The organism is Streptacidiphilus rugosus AM-16 (assembly GCF_000744655.1).
Lineage (GTDB): Bacteria > Actinomycetota > Actinomycetes > Streptomycetales > Streptomycetaceae > Streptacidiphilus > Streptacidiphilus rugosus.
Genome location: NZ_JQMJ01000004.1, coordinates 1,367,136 through 1,381,660, shown reverse-complemented (window position 1 = coordinate 1,381,660; position 14,525 = coordinate 1,367,136). Strand labels below are relative to the sequence as shown.

Here is a 14,525-nt window from a genome sequence, read left to right as displayed (position 1 = left end):
CGGGTGACCCGGACCCGGCCGGAGGCCTGGTCGTGCGCGGTCAGGTGCGGAAGGGGACCATGGAGGAAACCCCCGGTCGGAGGGAACACGGATGGGCGGTGACGGGCGTCTCCCCGACGACGGCGCGCGAGCCGCAGGGCCGCCACCCGCGGGCGCCCTGCTGGACCTCCTCCACGTGGCCGCCGTGGTCCTCGACACGAGCGGGCGGATCGTGTTCTGGAGCCCCCAGGCGGAGGAGGTCTTCGGCTACACCGCGAACGAGGCGCTGGGCCGGTTCGCCGGTCCCCTCCTGGTCCCCGAGGACCATCTGGGACTGGTCGCCGGCCTGTTCGCCGAGGTCATGGCCACCGGCTCGTCCTGGGCGGGCGCCTTCCCGGTCCGGCACAAGAACGGCAGCACCCCGCTGGTGGAGTTCCGCAACATGCGGCTGACCAACGCCGACGGCGAGGTGTTCGCCCTGGGCATCGCCGTCGACCACAGCACCCTGCAGCGGGTCGAGACGGAGCTGGCGCTGTCGCAGCGCCTGGTCGCCCAGGCGCCCATCGGGCTCGCGCTGATGAACGCCGACCTTCGCTACGTGATGGTCAATCCCGCCCTGGAGCGCATCAACGGCGTGCCCGCCGCAGAGCACCTCGGCCGCCGGCTGCGGGACGTCCTGCCTCACCTGGACACCACCACCGTCGAGTCGGGGCTGCGGCACGTCCTGCTCACCGGAGCCCCGCTGCTGGACCAGTACACCGTCGGTCGAACCCGCGCGGACCCGGACCACGACCACGCCTGGTCGGTTTCCTCCTACCGCCTCGAAGGCCCCGGCGGCCGGGTGATCGGGGTGGCGATATCGGTGATCGACGTCAGCGAGCGCCACCAGGCGGGCATCGAGGCGGACCGGGCCCGACGCCGGCTGGCGCTGATCGCGAAGGCGTCCGCCAGGGTCGGCACCACGCTGGAGGTGGAGCAGACCGCGCAGGAGCTCGCCGAAGCCGCCGTGCCCGATCTCGCGGACCTGGCCGCGGTCGACGTGCTGGACTCGGTGCTGGAGTTCCGGCCGGCCCGGCGACCGGACGACGACGGCCCGGAACTGTTCCGCGCGCTCGCCGTCGCCGCCGCGTACCCGACCGAGGCCGCCACGGCGGCCGACACGGTGGGCGAGCCGGCCACCTACGGTGCGGACCGCCTGATCACCCGCTGTGTACGCACCGGGCGGCCGGTGCTGGTCAGCCACGCCGGGCCGGAGGACCTCCGGCGCATCGCCCGCGACGGCCCGGCCGCCGCCCAGCTGGAGGCGGCCGGCGCCCACTCCTACCTGGCCGTCCCGTTGATCGCCCGCAACGAGGTCCTGGGCGCCTTCGACATGCTGCGGGCGAACAACCCGCTGCCCTTTGACGCCGACGACGTCCTGCTGGCCGGTGAGCTCGCCGCCCGCGCGGCCGTCGCCATCGACAACGCGCGCTGGCACCAGAGCGTCCGCAACGTGGCGGAGACCCTGCAGCGCAGCCTGCTCCCCGGCGCCCCTCCGGAACTCGTGGGCCTGGAGGTCGCCGCCCACTACCAGCCGGCCCAGGCCGCCCACCAGGTCGGCGGCGACTGGTACGACATCATCCCCCTGCCGGGCGAGCGCACCGCCCTGGTGGTCGGGGACGTCATGGGCAACGGCATCGACGCCGCCGCGACGATGGGGCGACTGCGCACCGCGACCTGCGCCTTCGCCGACCTCGACCTGGAGCCCCACGAGGTCCTCACCCACCTCGACAAGATCACCAGCGGGCTGGAACGGTACATCGCCACCTGCCTCTACGCCGTCTACGACCCGGCCGCCCACCAGTGCCGGATCGCCAACGCGGGCCACCTGCCCCCCGTCCTCGCCCGCGCCGACCGGCCCCCGAACTCCTCGACCTCCCGACCGGCGCGCCCCTCGGCGTGGGCGGCGTCCCCTTCGAGACCGTCGCCTTCGACCTGCACCCCGGCGACCGGCTGGTCCTGTACACCGACGGCCTCGTCGAGACCCGGCGCGATCCCATCGACGCCCGCCTCGACGCCCTGCTGCAGGCACTCGACCACCCGTGGCGGCCCCTCGCCGAGTCCTGCCTGTGGCTGGCGAACGCCCTGCGCCATCCCGACGACCACGACGACGTGGCCCTGCTGATCGCCCAGGCGCAGCCGGTCGCGGACCGTTCCGGCGGCGCCGACCCCGCCCGTCCTTCGGCCTGAGCCGGCCGGGCCTCACCCGATGGCGTCGGGAACGGCCGCGGTCTCCCCGCAGGCCTCTTGGCAACACCGCACGAAATCCTGGACCACGGGGTCGGCGTCGTCGGCCGGGGCCCAGGCGACCCCGACGCGGCTCGGGCCGACGCCGGTGAGCGGGCGGTAGGTGACGCCGGGCCGAGCGTAGAAGCGCGCGGTGGACTCCGGAGCGAGGGCGACGCCGTAGCCGTTGGCGATGGCGCTGAGCCACTCGTCGGGCTGTTCGGTGACGGCGCCGATCCGCGCGGGCCGGCCCCCGCGCTCGTCGACGGCCAGCCAGTAGGCCCGCCAGGCGCCCGTCTCGGCCGGTGCGGCCACGAACGGCTCGTCCCACAATTCCCGGAAGGGGACCACCTCGCGGGCCGCCAGCGGGTGCGAGTCGGCCAGCGCGACGCAGCGGGGCTCGGCGAACAGCGTCCGCACGCGCAGGGACTCCTGACCGGGGAAGGGGAGCCGGACCAGGGCGACGTCGACCTCCGCGCCGGACAGACCGGCGCTCGGGTCGGACCAGGCCGCCTGCCGCATCTCCGCCCGCCAGCCAGGTCGGCGGCGGGTGAACCCCGCGACGATGAGCGGCGTGGCCTCGTTGGCCGCGCTGGCGATGAAGCCGACGCGCAGCACGCGGGCGGCGCGGCTCGCGACCGCCTTCGTCTCGCGCAGCACCCGGTCCAGTTCGTCCAGCAGGGCGGTGCTCCGTCCGGCGAGCGCCTGCCCCGACGCCGTGAGCGTCATACCGGTCCGCGAGCGGGTGAACAGGGTCACCCCGATCCGGGCCTCCAACTGCCTGATCTGTTTGGTCAGGGCCGGCTGGGAGACGAACAGCCGCTCCGCCGCGCGGGTGAGGTTTCCCTCCGCGGCCACGACGGCGAAGGAGCGCAGCAGCCGGGTGTCGACATCCATGCCCCCAGGTTATGGAAGCCGCTATTGGACCGCGGACTGAGGGCTCGTCAGGCTGGTGGCGACCGAGATCGGAAGCACCGCCGCGGGCCACGCGGCCGGGCGAGGGAGGGTACGTGTCCACCGCATACGTGATCGTCGCCGGCGTCTTCGTCGTCGTGAACGCGGCGAGCGCCGCCGCGAACTTCACCCGGGCGGAGTTCGTCGTCGCCAACATGGCCGAGCTCGGGATCCCGCAGTCCTGGCACCCCTGGCTGGGCGCGCTGAAGGTCGCCGGGGCGGTGGGGCTGGTGCTCGGGCTGCTCGGCGTCCCCGTCCTGGGAGGGGCGGCGACGGTCGGGCTCGTCCTGTACTACCTCGGCGCGGTCGGCGCGCACGTCCCGCGCCGCGCCTACCGTCTCGTCCCCTTCGCGGGCGTCTGCCTGGCCCTGGCCACGGCCGTTCTGTGGCTCGCCGTCCTGCGGTGACCTGTCTCTGCGGTGCTCCCGCCTCCGCGCGGGGAGCGGGGACTGTCGGCGTCACTCGATATCCTCTGGTGAGACGAGGCGGTCCCGCCTGTCGATCGAGAACAGGAATGAGTGCGCAAGGTGTACGAGCTCAACCGGGTCCGTCTGTACTCCATCGGCCCTGCCGGTGCGCGGTACGCCGACACCGTGCTCGACCTGAGCGCCGTCGGTGACGTCGTCCCCGATCCGGCGCCGCGCCAGCCCGGCTTCTTCGACGAGGAGGAGTCCGGCCCGGTCCGCCGCCCCGCGCCCGCCGGGGTGCTCTTCCTGGAGAACGGCGGCGGGAAGTCCGTCCTGCTGAAGCTGATCTTCTCGGTCATGCTGCCCGGCCACCGCAACACCCTCGGCGGGGCCAGCTCCGGCGTGCTGCGCAAGTTCCTGCTGGCCGACGACTGCGGCCATGTCGCCCTGGAGTGGCAGCACACCCTCACCGGCGAGACGGTCGTCGTCGGCAAGGTCAGTGAGTGGCGCGGTCGCCAGGTCTCCTCCGACCCGCGCAAGTTCGCCGAGGCCTGGTACTCCTTCCGTCCCAGCCCGACGCTCGGCCTCGACTCGCTGCCCGTCGCCGAACGCGCCGTGCTGCTGCCCGCCCCCGGCCAAGCCGGCCGGTCGCCCGCCACCACCCTTGAGGGAGCGGCTTCGCCGCGCACCCTCCCTGTCAGCGCACGCGGGCGCCGCCGCACCATGAAGGGCTTCCGCGACGCCCTCACCGAGGCGGGCAAGCTCGCCCCCGAGCTGGAGATCACCTGGGAGGAGGGCCACGAGCGCTGGATCGAGCACCTCGGCGGCCTCGGGCTCGACCCCGAACTCTTCCGCTACCAGCGCGAGATGAACGCCGACGAGGGCGAGGCCGCCGGCCTCTTCGCGGTCAGGAGCGACAAGGACTTCACCGACCTGCTGCTCCGCGCCGTCACCGACACCCGCGACACCGACGGGCTGGCCGACCTGGTCCACGGCTTCGCCAACAAGTTGGGCCGCCGGGCCGAGCTCACCGCCGAACGCGACTTCACCGGCGGCTCGCTCGACATGCTGCACCGCATCGCCGAGGCCGCCACCGCACGCGAGTCCGTCCGCGAGACGCACCGCGGAGCCGAGCGCCGCGCGCGTCGGCTCTCCCGCTCGCTCTCCGCCCGCGCCGGCGTCGAGCGCGGCCACGCCGCCGAGCTGGAGGAGCAGGTCGCCGTCGCCGCCGAGGCCGCCGACGACGCGCAAACCGCCCGCACCCGGCAGTCGCTGATCACGGCCGAACTGACGCACCGGCACGCCAGCCTGGCGCTCGCCGACGCCACCGCCGACGCCGCCGCGCTGCGCCGCGAACTGCTCGACGCCCGCACCCTGCACTCCGCCTGGCAGACCACCGAGCTGGTGCTGCGCCACCGCGCCGCCGCCGACCGAGCGGCCAGGGTCAGCGCCGCGATCCGCGAGGCCGAACGCGACGCCGCGCCCGCGCTCGCCGCCCGGACCAAGGCCGCCGTCGCCCTGGTGCGCGCCCTGGAGGCCGCCGCCGAGGCGGGGGAGGAGCGCGCGGACAGCGAGGAGGAGCGCGCCCAGGCGCTGCAGGCCGAGGCCGAGGCCGCCCGCCGCGACGCCACCGCCGCCACCATCGCCGCGCAGAAGGCCCGCAGCGAGGGCGACCACCTCCGTCAGCGCCTCGCCGAGGTGGAGCAGGAGACCCAGCAGGCCGTGCGGTCCGGCTGGATCGACACCACCAACGGCGACACCGACAACCCCGAGGCGGTGGACCCGGCCCGCGCCGCGCTGGAGGCCTCCGACGCCGAGAAGGCCGTCACCGGCGCGTGGGAGCAGGCCCGCGCCGCCGCCGAGCAGGCGGCCGCCCGCTCCCGCGAGGCCGCGGCCCGCGAGAGCCGCGCGGAGCTCGGCGCCGCCCGCGCCCACGACGCGCTGGCCGCCGCCGAGACCGCGCTCGGCGCGGAGCGCCACGCCCTGGGCCTGCTCGCCGCCGAACCCCGCGTCGCCGCCCTCCTCGGCGCGGCCGACGGCGAACTGACGCCGGAACAGCTCGACGCCGCCGCCGACGCGCTGCGCGAACAGCTCGACGGCGCGGTCTCCACGGCCGAGCGCACCCTCTTCGAGCTGCGCACCCAGGCCGCCGACGACGCCCGGATCCTCTCCGCGCTCGGCGACGGCGGTCTGCTGCCGCCGGGCCCCGACGTGCTCGCCACCGTCGAGTACCTCGGCGAGCACGGCGTGCCCGCCCTCCCCGGCTGGCGCTACCTGGCCCAGTCCGTCGACCCGGTCGACCACGAGCGGATCCTGGCCGCCCGCCCGCAGCTGGTCGACGGCGTCATCGTCACCGACCCGGCCACCCTGGAGCGGGCCCGCGAGGTCCTCGCCGCCGCCGCGCTGCTGCCGCGCTCCGCCGTGGCCGTGGGCACGGCCGCCGCGTTGCTCGGCCCGGTCACCCCCGCCCAGGAGGAGAGCTCAGGCGTCTTCCTGGTCCCGCCGAACCCGGCCATGCACGACGAGTCCGCCGCCGACGAGGAGCGCCGCCAGCTGCGCGACCGCGCGGCCGCCCGTGACGAGCAGATCCGCGCACTCGCCGCCCGCCTCGGCGGCGACCGGATACTGGCCGGCCGGCTCACCTCCTGGCGTGCGGGCTGCCCGGCCGGGCGGCTCGCCGAGCTGACCGCCGAGGTCGAGGCCGCGCGCACCGCGCTGGAGGCGGCCGGAGCCGAGCGCAGCACCGCCCGCGCCGAGCACACCGAGGCCGAGCAGGAGCGCGCCTCCGCCGCCCGCCTGCGCGAGACCAGGCTGGAGGCCGCCCAGCAGGCCCGCCGCCGGGCCGACGCCCTGGCCGGGCTCGCCTACCGGCTGCGCGAGCGCGCCGCCTGGACGGCGCGGCTGCGCGAGGTCGCCGACGAGACCGCCCAGGCCGAGCAGCGCCAGCAGGCCTGCACCGAGCGCGCCCAGGCCGCCGACGAGGACCGCCGCGCCGCCCAGCGCGCCGCCGACGACGCGCGCCGCACGGTCCGCGCGCTGCGCGCCGAGCGCGCCGAACTGCCCAGCTCCGACCTGCCCGGGGCCGACCTGGCCGGGGCTGCGGCGGACGTCCCCGCCGCGTCGCTGCCCGCGCTGCGGGAGGCGCACCGGGTCGCCGCGCAGCTCTACGAGAAGGTCGGCGTCGGCGCGGACCTGCGCGCCGAACAGGCCCGGGCCGAGAGCGACGAGTCCGGGGCCCGCGCCGAGCTCGACCGGCTCACCAACAAGGTCAGGGTCCGCGCCGAGGAGCTGCTGAACAGCCCCGACGGCGCCGACGGACCCGGTCGTCAGGCGGCCGCCGCCCGCGCCGAGGACCTGGTCCAGACGATCGAGTCGCGGGCGTCGGCCGCCAGCGAGCAGCTGGGCCGGCTGCGCGGTGAGGCCGAGCGCAGCGCCCCCGCCTCCGGCCAGGCCCACACCGAGCTGCCCGAGGAGCTCGTCCCTGCCGACCAGGAGCACGCGCAGACCCTGCTCCGCGCCGCCACCGCCGAACTCGCCCGCCGCAGCGACGCGCTGGAGGCGGGCCGCGCGGCCCACGCCGAGCTGCTGCGCGGCCTGGAGGCCACCCAGCACGCCGCCGCCGAGTTCGAGGAGACGGCCGCGCAGCTCCGCGACGGTCTGCGCGAGCCCGCCCCCGACGCCACGCCGGAGGAGGACGAGCAGGCCGCCCCCGTCACCGGCACGCTGGTCGAGGCCCGCCACGCGGCCGCCGACGCCCGCCGTCAGCTGCGCGGCGCGAGCGCCGAGCTCTCCGCCGCGGACCTGTCCGTCCGCGACGCCTGCGACGCGCTGATCCGGCACGCCAACTCGACCCGCTTCGAGGCGGTGCGCACCCCGGCCCGCCAGCAGATCCGCGAGCTGCCCGCCTCCGTGCTGCCCGAGCACGCCGCCCAGTGGGCCGCCGCGTTCGCGCCCCGGCTGCGGGTGCTCACCGACGAGCTCACCCAGCTGGAGCGGAACCGCGACAGCATCGTGGACCGGCTGCGGGGTCTGGTGGAGACCTCGCTCGCCACCCTCCGCGCCGCGCAGCGCCTCTCCCGGCTGCCCGACGGGCTGGGGGAGTGGTCGGGCCAGGAGTTCCTGCGGATCCGCTTCGAGGAGCCCGACCACGCGGTGCTGACGGAGCGTCTGGGCGAGGTGATCGACGAGGCGACCCGCGCGGCGGTCAGGCGTCAGGGCCCCGGCTCGTCCTCGGCCGCCGTCGACTGGAACCGCCGCGACGGCATGTCGCTGCTGCTGCGCGGGGTCCACGCGGCGCTGGAACCGCGCGGGGTGGCCGTGGAGATCCTGAAGCCCGACGCGGTGCTGCGCGCCGAGCGGGTGTCGGTCAGTCAGATGTCCGACGTGTTCTCCGGCGGCCAGCTGCTCACCGCCGCCATCGCGCTCTACTGCACGATGGCCGCGCTGCGCGCCAACGACCGTGGCCAGGCCAAGCTGCGGCACGCCGGCACGCTCTTCCTCGACAACCCGATCGGCCGCGCCAACGCGACCTACCTGCTGGAGCTCCAGCGCGCGGTCGCTGACGCGCTCGGGGTGCAGCTGATCTACACCACGGGTCTCTTCGACACGACCGCGCTGGCCGAGTTCCCGCTGATCATCCGGCTGCGCAACGACGCCGACCTGCGCGCGGGGCTAAAGTACATCTCGGTGGAGGAGCACCTGCGTCCCGGCCTGCCCGCGATCGAGGAGGAGGACGCGGAGATCCACGGCGCGGTCAGCGCCACCCGCGTCTTCCGCCGCCCGCGCACGGACGATCGGTCGGAGGAGCCCGGCGGGGAGCAGGCGGTGCTCAGCGCGGGCGCTTCGCGCCCGTCATCGGAGTGACGCCGCCCGAGCCGTACTGACGCTCCCGGCCGGCCCGCGCGGTGATCCAGACGTCCAGCAGGAACCAGGTCGTCAGGAACACCCCGACGACGGTCACCGTCAGCGCCACGCCCACGTAGTGGGCGTGGCCGACCGACGCGAACACCGTGAACACGAACGCCACCAGGGTGCAGGCCAGGGACATGAGCAGGCGTACCCGCGCCCGCCGCGACTCCTCCGACACTCGTGCCATCTCCTACGCCTCCACGTACGCGACCAGAATGGCCGAACGGAGCACCGATACGGAGTAGATGACGCGAACGCCCTCCGACTCGTTCCGGTAGTCCCGAATCAACGGGAAACGCGTCGGCACCCCCAGGTGCGGGTCGAGGGACAGCTCGGCCAGCACGCGGTCGAGCCGGGTGACCTCGGCGGCGTCCGTCAACGCGTCGACCTGCTTGCGCGCCCCGTCGGTGAACCGGATCTGCGCCCGCCGCAGGCGCCTAAGGGACACGGCCCGCAAGCCTCGCCAGCGCCGACTCGCGGATCTCCTCCCAGGCGACGCACTCCTCGGCCGTCGGCAGCCCGTTCGTCGCGATCTCCTCCAGGGCCGCCGCGAGACTGTCCGCCCTGGCCCGCTCGTCCGCCGCCCACGCGCGCAGGGCGTCCGCCTCGTCGGGCTCCAACTGTGCACCCGGCTGACTCACTTGGCCCCTCCCCAGGCCGCGGCCCTCCTCGGGCCGGGATTCCTGCCCTCCGCAGGCTACCCGGACCCTATCGGTTGATACTGCTCCGTTCGAGGGAGTTGAGGTGTCCCGCGCAGAAACGGCGCTGCCCCCGCACCGGTGGGGTGCGGGGGCAGCGGGGAAGCATCCAGGCGTCGCGTCAGCGGACGAAGGAGATCTCCGGGTACTTCGTGGAGGGGCCGTCCATCAGCGTGCTGTGCTGGCCGCGCAGGACGGTGTCGAAGTAGGCGGCCAGGTAGGTGCGCTGGACCAGGATGGCGCGGCTCGGGTTGATGGTGCCGACCTCCTGCTGCAGCTGGTACTGCGAGATCCCGAGAACGCTGGCCGCCTGGGGCAGCAGCACCTCGAAGTCGCTGAAGGACAGGTGCGCGGCGCCGGCCATCTTGATGTCGTAGCGCGGGCCCTTCAGGTGCGACCAGAAGGTGCGCCAGCTGCCGTCGGTGTCGCGGTTGTGGCTCTGCGAACTGAACAGCAGGAAGGGCCGGTTGAGGTCCTTGGAGTATGCGGACCCGTAGAACTGGCCGTCCAGGTTGGCGCCGGCGGCGATCCGGGAGTCGAGCTGCATCGAGGTGGCCACCGCGGCTCCGCCCTCGGACCAGCCGAACATGCCGATGCGGCTCATGTCGATGTTGTGCGTCAGCCCGGTGGGCAGCGGCGCCTTGTCGACGTCCGGGTTGGTGCCGCCCTGGATCGCGGCCAGCTCGTTGATGACGAAGTGCACGTCGGCGGCGCGGACCGTCAGGATGTTGGTCGCGTTCGCGGGTATGGAGTTGGTTTCCAGACGGCCGTCGGGGAACTGCACCTCGTTGGCGTCGTGGGTGTGGTCGATGGCCACCACCAGGTAGCCGCGGCTGGCGAGGTCCTCGGCCAGGGTGGTGCCCATGGAACGGTCCGAGTGCAGACCGGTCGAGTAGAGCAGCACGGGGAGCTTGCCCGCGGCCGGGTCCACCTGCGCGCCCATGAATCCGGCCGTGGTGGGCAGGGCAACCGTGCCGGGCCAGGCGCCGAGGTTGCGCAGGAAGCTGTTGGCGGCCTCGGACGGCAGCCACGGAGCCTGGGTGAGGCCGGCGGTGTTGGTGGCCGGGTACCAGATCTGGACCATCAGCTCGCGCCGGGGGTGGCTGGGCACCCACGGGTCGTAGCGGCTCTGGTCGATCAGGTGCAGGCTCGTCGTGCCGACCTGGTAGTGGCCGGTCGGCGCCGGGATCACGGCGGTGACCAGCGCCTGGCGGCGGGCGTGCGCCTGCATGGCGGCCTGGACCCGTGCCTGCTGCTGGTGGATGTGGACCTGGTCGCCGTCGACGCTCACGGTGGTGCCGGTGGCGGTCGGAGTGTCCGGGGTGACGTCGGTGGAGCCGTTGCCGCTCGCCTCGCCGATGTCGGTCGGGTGTCCGGCCGCGTTGGCGGGCGTGATCGTGGCGCCCAGGGCAACGGCCATCACGCCCACGGTGCCTGCAGCACGGGCGAGCAGACTGTTGCGTTGGGTTCGCACACGAGGCATTGACAACCCCCCAGTTGTGAAGATCGCATTCCGGATGGGCGATCAGGTGGCGCTAAAGGTACCGGTCGCACCCCGCGCCACTCCAGTGGGGGTGCCTGTTCACAGGAACCTTTCAGGCTCCACCCATGCGCGCCCGGGTTTGTCCCCGGCTCGGTGAGGGATCGCGTCCGCTTCAGCCCAGGGCCTCGTCGAGCTCGTCCAGCGCCCCGGCGACGATCGAGCGCATCGCGCGCTCGGCGCGCGCGCCGTCGCCCGCGCACACCGCCTCGGCGACCTCCCGGTGCAACCGCACCGCGTACTCGGCGGGGTGATGCGGCATCAGCCGGTGCTCGGTGCGCCCGCGCAGCACCGCCTCGACGGTGTCGCCGAGGTGGGCGAACATCTCGTTGCCCGAGGCCTGGAGGATCGTCGCGTGGAAGTCCGCGTCGTGGCGCAGGAAGGCCTCGAGGTCGCCCGCCCGGCCGGTCATCGTCATCTCCGTGGCCAGCGTGCTCAGTGCCCGGCGCTGGTCGTCCGTGGCGTGCGTGGCCGCGAGTCCGGCCGCGGCGGGCTCCACCGCGACCCGCAGCGAGCCGAGCGAGCGCAGCTGCGCGGCGCGGTCCGCGCCGGCCAGGCGCCAGGCGATGACGGTGGGGTTGAAGACGTCCCAGTCGGACTTGGGCCGCACGGTGATCCCGACCCGTCGCCGGGGAGCGACCATCCGCATGGACTCCAGCATCCGCACCGCGTCGCGCACCACGGTGCGGGAGACGCCGTAGCGCTCCTCCAGCTCCTCGATCCGCAGCACCGAACCCTCGCCCAGCTCGCCCGAGGCGATGGCGGGTCCGAGGTCGGCGAGGAGGCGGCCCGGCAGGCCCTGGATGTCCATCCGTCCAGGTTAGGGGCACCGAAGCGGGCTCGGAGCGTCCTCGAAGCATCTCCCGTAAGTATGACTATTAGATTACGGCAGCTTGATTAAGTCATACCTTTGGTTCGACACTGGGGCGAACGGACAGAACGGAGCACCAAGCCATGGGTCTCAGTGTCGAGAACCGGCGACCGCCGATCGCGATCGTGGTGATGGGCGTGGCCGGAGTGGGCAAGACGACCGTCGCCGAAGCACTGGCCGAGCGCCTCGGCCTGCCCTACGGCGAGGCCGACGACTTCCACCCCGCCGCCAACATCGCCAAGATGGCCGCCGGCCACCCCCTGGACGACCAGGACCGCGAGCCCTGGCTGCGCGCGCTCGGCGCCTGGCTCGCCGAGCGGGTCGCCGACGGCACCGGGGGAGTCGTCACCTGCTCCGCGCTCAAGCGCAGCTACCGCGACCTGCTCCGCGCCGCCTGTCCGGGGGCCTTCTTCCTGCACCTGACCGGGACGGAGCAGCTCATCGAGGAGCGGATCGCCCATCGCAGCGGTCACTTCATGAAAGCCGGGATGCTCGACTCCCAGCTCGCCATCCTCGAACCGCTCGGCCCGGACGAGAACGGCGCCCGCCTGGACGTCGGCCCCGCCCCCGAAACCCTCATCGAGTCCGCCGTGGCGCTGCTGCCCCGGCCTGTCAACGGAGACCTCGCGTGACCACCCTCCCGCTCGCCCAGCTCGCGGCGGACGCTCCACCGGCGCTTCCGCACACTGGCAGCCAGGGACAGCTGCTGCTGGCCGCCCTGCTGGGCATCGGCGTGATCGTCCTGCTGATCACCCGGCTCAAGCTGCACCCCTTTCTCGCACTGACCCTTGGCTCGATGGTCCTCGCCGCAGTGGCGGGCGCGCCGTTCGACAAGCTGACCTCCAGCTTCGCGACCGGATTCGGCGCGACCGTCACCAGCGTCGGCCTGCTGATCGGCCTCGGCGCGATGCTGGGCAAGCTGCTCGCCGACTCGGGCGGCGCGAACGTCATCGCCGACACGGTGCTGGCCCGCTCCGGCGGACGGAAGCTGCCCTGGGCGATGGCGCTGATCGCCGCGGTGCTGGGGCTGCCGCTCTTCTTCGAGGTCGGCGTCGTGCTGCTGATCCCGATCGTGCTGCTGGTGGCCCGGCGGGGCAACATCCCCGTGCTCAGGGTCGGAATCCCGGCCCTGGCCGGCCTCTCCGTCCTGCACGGCCTGATCCCGCCCCACCCCGGCCCGCTGGTCGCCGTCGACGCGCTCCACGCGGACCTCGGCGTCACCCTCGCTCTCGGCCTGCTGGTCGCCGTTCCCACGCTCATCGTGGCGGGCCCCCTGTTCGCCCGTCTCGCCGAGCGCTGGGTCGGCCACCTGGACATACCCGAGCGCACCCTCCCGGTCGAGGCGGAGCGCCCCGAGCGGGCCCCCTCCTTCGGCGCGGTGCTCGGCACGATCCTGCTGCCCGTCGTGCTGATGCTGCTCAAGGCGCTGGTCGACGTCGTGGTCGACGACCCGAAGGACGCCGTCCAGCGGGCCTTCGACTTCGTCGGCTCGCCCACGGTAGCCCTGCTGATCGCCGTGCTGGTCGCCATGGTGACCCTGGGCCGGGGTGCGGGCTTCACCAAGGCGAGGATCTCCGCGACTGTGGAGAGGTCACTGGCCCCGATCGCTGGCATCGTCTTCATCGTCGGCGCGGGCGGCGGCTTCAAGCAGACCCTGGTCGACGCGGGCGTCGGCAACGCGGTCAGCTCCTGGGCGGACAAGCTCCACCTGCCCGTCCTGCTCCTCGGCTGGCTCATCGCCGTCCTGATCCGTCTGGCCACCGGGTCGGCGACGGTCGCGACGATCACGGCTGCGGGCATCGTCGCGCCGCTGGCGGCGGGCATGTCCAGTTCCCACACCGCGCTGCTGGTGCTCGCGGTCGGCTCGGGCTCGCTCTTCTTCAGCCATGTGAACGACGCGGGCTTCTGGCTCGTCAAGGAGTACTTCGGGATGAGCGTCGGTCAGACGGTCAAGTCCTGGTCGGTGATGGAGACCGTGATCTCCGTGACGGCGATCCTCATCATCCTGCCCCTGAGCCTGGTGCTCTAGGCCGCGCCCGCCCCCGATCGGTGACCCCGACGTGTTTCCCGACGTGGCGGGGTCGCACCGCGGCTGTCGGCGGGCATCTCGTGATCGGTAGGGTGCGGGGCTGTGACAAGAAGAGACGAGCTCGCCCCGGCGTCGCGTGCCGCTCTGCGGCGGCGGGGCTTCGCCCTGGAGTACGCGACCCTGGGGTGGAACGTGGCCGGCATCTGGGTGCTGGCCGTCGCCGCGATCGCTGCCCGCTCGGTGGCGCTGGCCGGGTTCGGCCTGGACTCGCTCATCGAGATCGGCGCCTCCACGGTGGTGATCTGGGAGCTGTCCGGCAGCGGAGAGGACCGCCGGAACCGCGCGCTGAAACTGATCGGCGTCGGCTTCGCGCTGCTCGCGCTCTATCTTCTCGTGCAGTCGACCTGGGTCCTGGCCGTCGGCTTCCGGCCGCACCACTCCACGCTGGGCATCGTCTGGACCGCGATCACGGCCGCGGTGATGTTCACGCTCGCGTACGGCAAGGCCCGGACCGGTGCCGCGCTCGACAACCCGGTCCTGCGGACCGAGGGCCGGGTGACCCTCATCGACGGCCTGCTGGCCGCGGCCGTGCTGCTCGGCCTGGTCCTGAACCTGGCTTTCGGCTGGTGGTGGGCCGACCCGGTCGCGGGCTACGTCCTCGTCTACTACGCGTCCCGCGAGGTCAGGGAGATCTTCTCCGGCGACCATTGACGCCAGGTCGGACGCGGCGACGGCCGCCCGCGACCGCTGCCGCGGGCGAGCGGTCGTTTCGGTATCGCCCCCTTCGGCCCAGCAGACGCCGGTCCTGGCACCGGTGCGCGGTGGAAACCGGACCGGGCCGGTGGCCCGGATCGGCCGTGATTCGTCCCGCCAG

The 14,525-nt window shown here is 73.9% G+C and carries 11 protein-coding genes and 1 pseudogene; 6 read left to right on the top strand and 6 right to left on the bottom strand.

Going from position 1 to position 14,525, the window contains the following annotated elements:
* Positions 1–91 precede the first annotated feature (91 nt).
* Positions 92–2,208: pseudogene (locus tag BS83_RS15390) on the top strand (SpoIIE family protein phosphatase).
* A gap of 12 nt (positions 2,209–2,220) precedes the next feature.
* On the opposite strand, the gene BS83_RS15385 reads toward BS83_RS15390, so the two are convergent.
* Positions 2,221–3,141, bottom strand: a complete 921-nt coding sequence (locus BS83_RS15385) for a LysR family transcriptional regulator (RefSeq protein ID WP_037604396.1) — start codon at positions 3,139–3,141, stop codon at positions 2,221–2,223.
* Positions 3,142–3,254: 113 nt separating this feature from the next.
* Here BS83_RS15385 and BS83_RS15380 point away from each other — a divergent pair, with 113 nt between their 5' ends.
* Both BS83_RS15380 and BS83_RS15375 read left to right on the top strand, forming a co-directional pair.
* Positions 3,255–3,605: a DoxX family protein gene (locus BS83_RS15380; RefSeq protein ID WP_037604395.1), complete on the top strand. Its 351-nt coding sequence runs from the start codon at positions 3,255–3,257 to the stop codon at positions 3,603–3,605.
* Positions 3,606–3,725: 120 nt separating this feature from the next.
* Positions 3,726–8,468, top strand: a complete 4,743-nt coding sequence (locus BS83_RS15375; RefSeq protein ID WP_051945371.1) for a coiled-coil domain-containing protein — start codon at positions 3,726–3,728, stop codon at positions 8,466–8,468.
* Here BS83_RS15375 and BS83_RS15370 read toward each other — a convergent pair.
* The 5 genes from BS83_RS15370 to BS83_RS15350 all read right to left on the bottom strand — a co-directional run bounded on the left by BS83_RS15370 (position 8,434) and on the right by BS83_RS15350 (position 11,562).
* Positions 8,434–8,700 carry a hypothetical protein gene (locus BS83_RS15370; RefSeq protein ID WP_157597190.1) on the bottom strand — a complete coding sequence of 89 codons (267 nt, stop codon included), beginning with the start codon at positions 8,698–8,700 and terminating at the stop codon, positions 8,434–8,436. The two genes, BS83_RS15375 and BS83_RS15370, sit on opposite strands and share 35 nt — an antisense overlap.
* A 3-nt stretch (positions 8,701–8,703) precedes the next feature.
* Complete coding sequence (locus BS83_RS15365; RefSeq protein ID WP_037604393.1) at positions 8,704–8,961, bottom strand: hypothetical protein; 258 nt, start codon at positions 8,959–8,961, stop codon at positions 8,704–8,706.
* Positions 8,951–9,154 carry a hypothetical protein gene (locus BS83_RS15360; protein ID WP_232248346.1) on the bottom strand — a complete coding sequence of 68 codons (204 nt, stop codon included), beginning with the start codon at positions 9,152–9,154 and terminating at the stop codon, positions 8,951–8,953. The genes BS83_RS15365 and BS83_RS15360 overlap by 11 nt, the downstream gene beginning before the upstream one ends.
* A 178-nt stretch (positions 9,155–9,332) precedes the next feature.
* The gene (locus BS83_RS15355; protein ID WP_037604391.1) at positions 9,333–10,631 is read right to left on the bottom strand and encodes an alpha/beta hydrolase family protein; all 1,299 of its coding nucleotides are present in this window, start codon (positions 10,629–10,631) and stop codon (positions 9,333–9,335) included.
* A gap of 235 nt (positions 10,632–10,866) precedes the next feature.
* Positions 10,867–11,562, bottom strand: coding sequence for a FadR/GntR family transcriptional regulator (locus tag BS83_RS15350; RefSeq protein ID WP_037604390.1), 696 nt, complete (start codon positions 11,560–11,562; stop codon positions 10,867–10,869).
* Between the two features lie 143 nt (positions 11,563–11,705).
* Here BS83_RS15350 and BS83_RS15345 point away from each other — a divergent pair, with 143 nt between their 5' ends.
* From BS83_RS15345 to BS83_RS15335, 3 genes are all read left to right on the top strand, one after another.
* A complete protein-coding gene (locus BS83_RS15345) occupies positions 11,706–12,254 on the top strand; it encodes a gluconokinase (RefSeq protein WP_037604389.1) in 549 nt (182 codons plus the stop codon).
* Positions 12,251–13,651 carry a GntP family permease gene (locus BS83_RS15340; protein WP_037604388.1) on the top strand — a complete coding sequence of 467 codons (1,401 nt, stop codon included), beginning with the start codon at positions 12,251–12,253 and terminating at the stop codon, positions 13,649–13,651. Before BS83_RS15345 ends, BS83_RS15340 begins: the two co-directional genes overlap by 4 nt.
* 102 nt (positions 13,652–13,753) lie before the next feature.
* Positions 13,754–14,362 (top strand): cation diffusion facilitator family transporter, encoded by a 609-nt coding sequence (locus BS83_RS15335; protein WP_037604387.1) that lies wholly within the window; start codon positions 13,754–13,756, stop codon positions 14,360–14,362.
* Positions 14,363–14,525: the final 163 nt, after the last annotated feature.